Source organism: uncultured Meiothermus sp., assembly GCF_937863175.1.
Taxonomy (GTDB): Bacteria; Deinococcota; Deinococci; order Deinococcales; family Thermaceae; genus Meiothermus.
Window position 1 is genome coordinate 1 of sequence record NZ_CALMCQ010000033.1, and the last position, 6,906, is coordinate 6,906.

Below are 6,906 nucleotides of genomic sequence, written 5' to 3' on the forward strand. Positions count from 1 at the left end.
TTCCGCAAAGCGGTGATGTGTGCAGTGTGGTGGTCGCCGTGCCAGACATACAGAGCCAGGTGTTCATCCAGCGTCCAGCGTCCAGTCGCGGGGTGTACAAAAACACGGGCGAAGTCCGGTGGGTTAAGTGCCCTGGCAATTGTCACCCAGCGAAGATGCACATGTTCCAGAATTGCCAGCGAGGGCTCTAAGGGCAAGGTGTAGTCGGCCAGCAGGGCGGTTGGTGCTTCATGGTAGGGCTTGATGAGGGGTTCTGGCTCGGTAAGGGCTTGCTTGAAGCGGATATACGCGTGCATATGGCTGTCGGGAATGTGATGCACCACCTGGCGCACCGTCCAGCCACCTTCGCGGTAGGGCGTCTGGAGTTGTACCTCCGAAAGCCCCGCAACCGCTTCGCGCAACCCGGCGGGCTGGGCCGCCAGGGCCTCGAGCCACCCGGCCCGCATCGCAGGAGTGACGTAGGTCGGTGGCTCAAACTGCCCTATCGGATATCGAGGGTCAGCCATAAGTAGGGGATAGCGTACACCAGGGCGGGCGGGTTTGTTGGGGTTCTTTGGCCTTCCCCGATCAGCGCAGCTGGAGGGTGGTGATGCAGGTATCGCTGTCGTTGAAGGTCGAGATCTGGCCGCTCACCGAACGCCCCCCGGCCTCGAGGCGAATCTGATAGGTCTGGTTGCGCGGCAGCCACAAATCCATAAACCCGTTCTCCAGGGTCCTGACCGTGCCCCGGAAGACCACCCTGCCCTCCTGGTTGGTTGCCACTACCTGCACGGGGGTTAGCACCAGCTCCCCACGACAGCTAGACATGTAGTGAGTCTTGCAGGGGTGGGTACGGGTAATGTAGGGGGCAATCGAGACGACCATGCGGTCGGCTGGCAAAGCCACCTGCAACTTTTGTCCATCCGCAAAGCTGAAGTGAACCGCCTGAGGGGTCACAAAACTTTGTACTGGGGCTCCTTGAATCCCCCAGGCGTTGGCCAGCTCCATGGCCCGTACTGCATCCACTCCGCGAAGTGCTGCGGGGCTGGGCTGAGGAGTGCTGGTCTGGGCCAACGCCATTCCCAGCAACACAAACAAACCGATGAGCCAGTGAAGTTTTTGATTTTTGTACATGATGTTTCTCTCCAGTTGTGGACATCTTTTTCCGACTCGCCCGGGCAGGACTTACTCGAGCCCCACCCGATCTTCCAGGACGTTTTGAGCAGGGTAAAAGAACGGCCCTTTTGCCAAGACTACTTGCACGAAAGCGGTAGGCAGCAGTCTATCGAAGGTTCTTCAACCACTGCTGATACTGGGCAATTTCGCGGCTTTGCACCGCAATGACCTCCTGGCAAAAACGCTTGAGCTCGGCCCGTGCGGCTCTTTGCAAGCAGCTCTGCGACATGGCCACCGCGTCTTGATGGTGGGGAATCATGCCCTTCAAAAAGGCCCGGTCAGCCGACAGGGCATGCCCTAGGGCCTGCATCCCCATCATCGAACTCTCCATCATGGGTTTCATATCGGCCCGCATCATCGCCCGGTAGCGCGGGCTGGGCGCCGCCGCGTACCAGGCCCTGAGCCAGCCGGTAAGCTGGGTGATTTCTTTGTTCTGTACCGCGACAATCTCCTGGGCCGCCTTGCGAATTCGGGCGTCTTTGGAGACCTTCAGGATGGCCTGGGCCATCTCCACCGCACCCTGGTGGTGTTCGATCATCATGGACATATAGGCTATGTCGAAGCTGCGACCCGAGCGTTTGTCAAGCTCGGCCAGGGACTGCATGGCCATGCCGCCGTGGGGGCTCGAGTGATCCATCTGGGCCAGGCCCAGCCCCGTCCAGAGGGCGCCCAGCACCAGCATGCATTTGTACACCTGCATATTTCCTCCTACCGTGCTACAGAATTGCCAGGGGCGGGGCAGTGAGGCGCCGCCCATCCGCACAGGCGGATCAGGGTCTGGGAGGAGGGTTGGCTACCGGCAAAACCACTTCAGCCGGCTGAGGGATGGCTGCGGGCCGTTCCCAGAAGTGCGCAGTGGCCTGTATAGCCACTTCGCCGACCCAAACGCCGCAACAACCGGCTCTACTGGAGCAGTGGGATAGCAAAGCGCAGCAGGAATGCTCCGGTATATCTTGAATAAGGCTGGGGAACGGGGGGTGATGGCTATGCTCGCTGGCAGTAGCCGCGTTCGCGGGCCGGGCATGATGGAACGAGGCAAGCTGCGGATGGGAAAACCCCGTTTGTAGCAGCAATAGCACACACAGCCAGAGAAGGTGGCTCATCCTTGCGGGGTGTGGGGTGTGCATGGCTCAGACCTCGAGGGCCGTTCTTGGAACAGGTGGGGTTGGCCTGCTGGCCCGCAGCGGCGCCCGGAAACTACGCAGCCTGAGCGCATTGCTCAGCACAAACACACTGGACAGCCCCATAGCGGCCCCGGCCAGCATGGGCGAGAGCAGCCAGCCGTTGAGCGGATACAGGACTCCTGCCGCCACCGGAATCAGCAGCACGTTGTAGGCAAAAGCCCAGAACAGATTGAACTTGATGTTGCGGAGCGTAGCCCGGCTCAGGGCGATGGCGTTGGGTACACCGCGCAGGTCGCCAGAGATCAGAATGACATCGGCCGTCTCTATCGCTATATCGGTTCCAGTTCCGATGGCGATCCCTACATCGGCCTGGGCCAGGGCCGGGGCATCGTTGATGCCATCTCCCACGAAGGCAACCCTGGAACCCCTGCGCTGGAGTTGCTGGATGGCCTCGGCTTTGCCATCCGGCAGTACCTCGGCCAGCACCTCGTCTATACCCAGTTGCTGGGCGATTGCGCTTGCCGTATGACGGTTATCTCCGGTAATCATGGCCACTTTGAATCCCTGTCGATGCAGAGCCTGAATGGCTTCCGGGGTGCCCTCCTTGAGGGGGTCGGCCACGGCCAGCACAGCGGCCAGTTGGCTGTTGATGGCAGCATAGAGGGGGGTTTTCCCCTGATCGGCCCATTCCTTCCCCATGGCCTTTATGGGAGGAGGAATCAAGAGCCCCAGGCTGGCCATGTAGCGATCCGAGCCCACATCCACCCGGTAGATGGCCACCTGCCCGGTAGCGCCAAAACCGGGAATAGCCTGGAAGTCGAGCGGTTCCAGCAGCTCGACTCCCCTGCCCTGGGCTGCCTTCACGATGGCCTGGGCGATCGGGTGCTCGGATTTCTGTTCGAGGCTGGCAATCAGCCTCAGGGTCTGGTCAGACTGGTTTTGTTCAGCTTGATTGGGCAGGACAAAGTCGGTGAGTTCTGGCCTGCCCCTGGTCAGAGTGCCGGTTTTGTCCAGCGCAACGGTGCGGGCCTCTTGCAGGCTTTGCAGGGCCTGGCCCTTGCGGAACAGGAGGCCCAGCTCGGCGGCTTTGCCGGTGCCCACCATGATGCTGGTGGGGGTGGCCAGTCCCATGGCGCAGGGGCAGGCAATAATCAGCACCGCCACCGCATTGACTAGCGCAAAGGTGAGGGCATTCTCGCCCCCCAAAGCCAGCCAGACCCCGGCGGTGAGGGCCGCAATCGCCAGCACAATCGGGGTAAAGACCGCCACCACCCGGTCTACCAGTGCCTGGATGGCTGGTTTGGCGCCCTGGGCGTTCTCGACCAATTTGATGATCTGAGCCAGCACGGTATCGGCCCCGACTGCGGTGGCCTTGAACACAAAAGCGCCATGCTGGTTGAGTGTTCCGCCCACTACTCTGGCGCCCTCACCCTTGGCTACCGGAATCGGTTCGCCGGTAATCATGCTCTCGTCCACATAGCTGTTTCCCGAGACCACCACCCCGTCCACCGGAATCTTCTCACCCGGGCGTACCGAGACCAGATCGTCAATAAGGACTTCCTCTATCGGCACTTCCAGTTCGGCCTGGCCCGGCTTAGCCACCCTGGCGGTTCTGGCCTGCAAGCCCAGCAGTTTTCGCATGGCCTCGCTGGTACGGCCTTTGGCGATGGCCTCGAGGTATTTGCCCAGCAAGACCAGGGTGATGATCACCGCCGCAGCCTCGAAGTAGACGTGCTGAGCTTTAGACGGGAAGAGCTGGGGAACCAGCACCACCAGCAGGCTGTAGAAATAGGCCGCCGAGGTGCCGATCATGACCAGGCTGTTCATATCCGGCGAGCCCGAGCGCAAGGCAGCCCAACCGTGGCGATAGAAGCGCAGCCCCGGCCCAAATTGCACCGGAGTAGCCAGGGCCAGCATGGCCCAGTTCCACACCTGCATGGGGGCTAGCGAGAGCAAGAACATGTGGGCCGGCATCCACAGCATCGGTAGCATGGCAATCAGGAAGAGGGGCACCGCGAAGTAGTAAGCCGTGGTGAAGGCCCGTCTGAGGGAGGCTATTTCCCGCTGCCGGGCCTCCCGCTCCATATCGGCGCGGCCTTTGTCAGCCTTGGTTTCAAGCACCCCATAGCCCGCCTCCCGCACGGCCCGTTTGAGTTCTGGAAGGCCCGTAGAGGCAGGCAGGTACTGGACGGTAGCCCGCTCGGTAGCCAGGTTGACGCTGGCCGCAAGCACCCCCTCGGTCTTGTATAGAGCCCGCTCGACCCGGCTCACACAGGCCGCACAGGTCATCCCGCTGATGCCGAGTTCAACCTGCGCCATCACCGGCTTGTATCCCGATTCCTCTATTTTGGCGAGGAGTTCCGCCGGGCTGGTCTTCTGGGGGTCGTAGACCACCAGGGCATTCTCGGTGGCGAGGTTGACGCTTGCAGTCCCCACCCCTTCGATCTTTTTCAGGCCACGCTCCACGCGATTCACGCAAGCCGCGCAGGTCATGCCCTGAACCCCGATCTGCAGCTCTTTAGTCATAATGTGCACCCAATGGCCTGTGCTACTGGCTATTAGCTTATCGGCTATGAGCTATCAGCGATACTTCAAGACCTCCATCAATTCCTCGACCATCTTCTTGGTGTCGCCCCGCACAGCCGCGCTGGCCACGTGGTGCTCGAGGTGGCTTTTGAGCACCATATCGCCTACCTTGTCCAGGGCTCCCTGCACGGCCTTGATCTGCTTGAGCACATCCACGCAGTAGGGCTCACCCTCGAGCATCTTGAGGATGGACTCGAGGTGCCCCTTGGCCGAGAGCAGGCGGTTGCGGGCATCCTGCTGGACTCTGGGATCGAGATGCAGGGTGTGTTCATGTACCATATCAGGCCATCCTGGCGGTGTAGCCCTCCTCTTGCACCGCCTCAATCAGTTGGGCGACGGGCGCAGTGCCGGTCACTTCGGCCCGGCCATCTTGCAGCGAGACTTCCACTTTCTCCACACCCTGCACCTTCTTGAGGGCCTCAGTAACGTGACGGACACAGTTGTTGCAACTCATACCTTCGATCTTGAGCTGGGTCATGGTTCCTCCCACAGACCGAAGTATATTCACCCCCCCTGGGGTGGGGTAGGGACATTGGTCACAATTGTGAATCGTTAGGGCAAAAGATCCTGTGAAAATGTGGGAAACACGGTCAGCGCTTCAGGTGGCGGTCAAGATAGGCAATTGAGCGCTGCATGGCCAGGCTGAAGCTCTGACTCAGGTTGTGGTCGTTGCCGGGATAGGTATACAACTCATGGGGCCGCCGGGCCTCGCGCAGGCTTTGGGCCAGGCGCTGGGAGAAGCTCACCGGAACCACGGCATCGGCTATCCCGTGGTGAATCTGGATGGGCGAAACCTGCTCCAGGTAGTTGTGGGCCGTGATGGCATTCCAGAAACCGGGGTTGCTCTGTGGCGAGCCGAAGCGGGCCAGAAAAAGCTCACGCCGCCGCAGTCCACCAGGTGGAATTTGGGCCTGGCTCGCGGGTCTGCGCCGCCAGCGGTTGAGCATATCGTCGTAGGTGCCCACCACCCCGGCCCAGATCACCCCGGCCCGAATGCGCGGCTCCACCACCATCGCCCGCAGGGTCAGGTAACCCCCCATCGAGTGTCCCCACATCCCAATCCGCTCTGGATTGGCCTGCGGAAACTGGCGTAGCGAGGCAAAGGCATTGAGGGTATCTATGGTGTAATCCGGTGACCAGTAGGCGCCGCCAGGGGTACCCTCGGAGTTGCCGTGTCCACGTAAATCAATCTTGAACACGATATAGCCGGCCCTGGCAAAGCCATCTACATAGGCCACATAGCGCTCGAGGGTGTGGTACTGGGCCGGCGGGATGTAGCCATGAATAAACACCAGGGCCGGCCAGCCCGCCCGGGGGCGCGTACCACTGGGGATGGTCAGCAGTCCATAAATTTTCAGCCCCTCGGAACGATACGAAGCAAGGTAACGACGATAGTTCGCTCCGGGGGCCAGGGTTTGTTCAATGGTGAGGGCACTCCCGGGATAACGGCCCTGGCGCAACGCCTCGATGGACAGGGGGTGGGCCTGGTCATCTGTTTGGGCCAGGGCCAGGGCCAGGCCGAGCACGGCCCACAGTATGGTTCCCAGGAAATAGGGTCGAACCCTCATCTCGCTAAGCTATTCCGGTTTAGTTAGATAGGAGTGAACTCGAGGTAAGTGAAATCACCGTGGTTCGGCGTGGAGTTCCGGGTTGGGTCTTGCAAAACCTGCGTACCCTTGCTCTTCCCTTCATCCGATGTGCTTACCGCACCGGGTTCTCGGGCCCCCGGCCCCGGTAGGCATCTATGAAAGCTGCGGCCAGCGCGGCATCCCAGGTCTCCAGGCGAAGGAGCTTACCCCAGGCGGTCAGTTCGATGGTCTGACCCAGACCCTGCCGGGGCACCACCACCAGACCGTCCCACTGCCCGGTAAAGCGGCGTTGCCAGCTACGAATCAGGTTCAAGGCTTCAGCAGAGGGCTGGTCGTAGTAAATGACCACATTGCCGTGCTCGAGGGCATGCACCAGCTTTTCCCTGGGTTCGGGCCGGGCATAAAAGCCGGGGTTCGTCCAGTTAGGCCCGTGAACCCCCGAGGTGGGCGGA

The 6,906-nt window shown here is 61.1% G+C and carries 8 protein-coding genes; all 8 read right to left on the reverse strand.

Annotated elements, in window-relative coordinates; all coding sequences use genetic code 11:
• Positions 1-506, reverse strand: a 506-nt coding sequence (locus Q0288_RS01275; protein ID WP_299425946.1) for a YfiT family bacillithiol transferase, incomplete at its 3' end; no start/stop codon positions are given.
• A 61-nt stretch (positions 507-567) separates the two neighbouring features.
• On the reverse strand, positions 568-1,113 hold the full coding sequence (locus tag Q0288_RS01280) for a CueP family metal-binding protein (protein ID WP_299425950.1): 546 nt from the start codon (positions 1,111-1,113) through the stop codon (positions 568-570).
• Positions 1,114-1,261: 148 nt separating this feature from the next.
• On the reverse strand, positions 1,262-1,855 hold the full coding sequence (locus tag Q0288_RS01285) for a DUF305 domain-containing protein (RefSeq protein WP_299425952.1): 594 nt from the start codon (positions 1,853-1,855) through the stop codon (positions 1,262-1,264).
• Between the two features lie 430 nt (positions 1,856-2,285).
• Complete coding sequence (locus tag Q0288_RS01290) at positions 2,286-4,805, reverse strand: heavy metal translocating P-type ATPase (protein WP_299425954.1); 2,520 nt, start codon at positions 4,803-4,805, stop codon at positions 2,286-2,288.
• Between the two features lie 54 nt (positions 4,806-4,859).
• Positions 4,860-5,144, reverse strand: a complete 285-nt coding sequence (locus Q0288_RS01295; protein WP_299425957.1) for a metal-sensitive transcriptional regulator — start codon at positions 5,142-5,144, stop codon at positions 4,860-4,862.
• 1 nt (position 5,145) lies between these two features.
• Entirely contained in the window at positions 5,146-5,343 is a 198-nt protein-coding gene (locus Q0288_RS01300; RefSeq protein ID WP_299425966.1) for a cation transporter, read from the reverse strand.
• Between the two features lie 112 nt (positions 5,344-5,455).
• A complete protein-coding gene (locus Q0288_RS01305; RefSeq protein WP_299425960.1) occupies positions 5,456-6,433 on the reverse strand; it encodes an alpha/beta fold hydrolase in 978 nt (325 codons plus the stop codon).
• A 133-nt stretch (positions 6,434-6,566) separates the two neighbouring features.
• A partial coding sequence (locus tag Q0288_RS01310; RefSeq protein ID WP_299425963.1) for a DUF3105 domain-containing protein occupies positions 6,567-6,906 on the reverse strand: 340 nt, incomplete at its 5' end.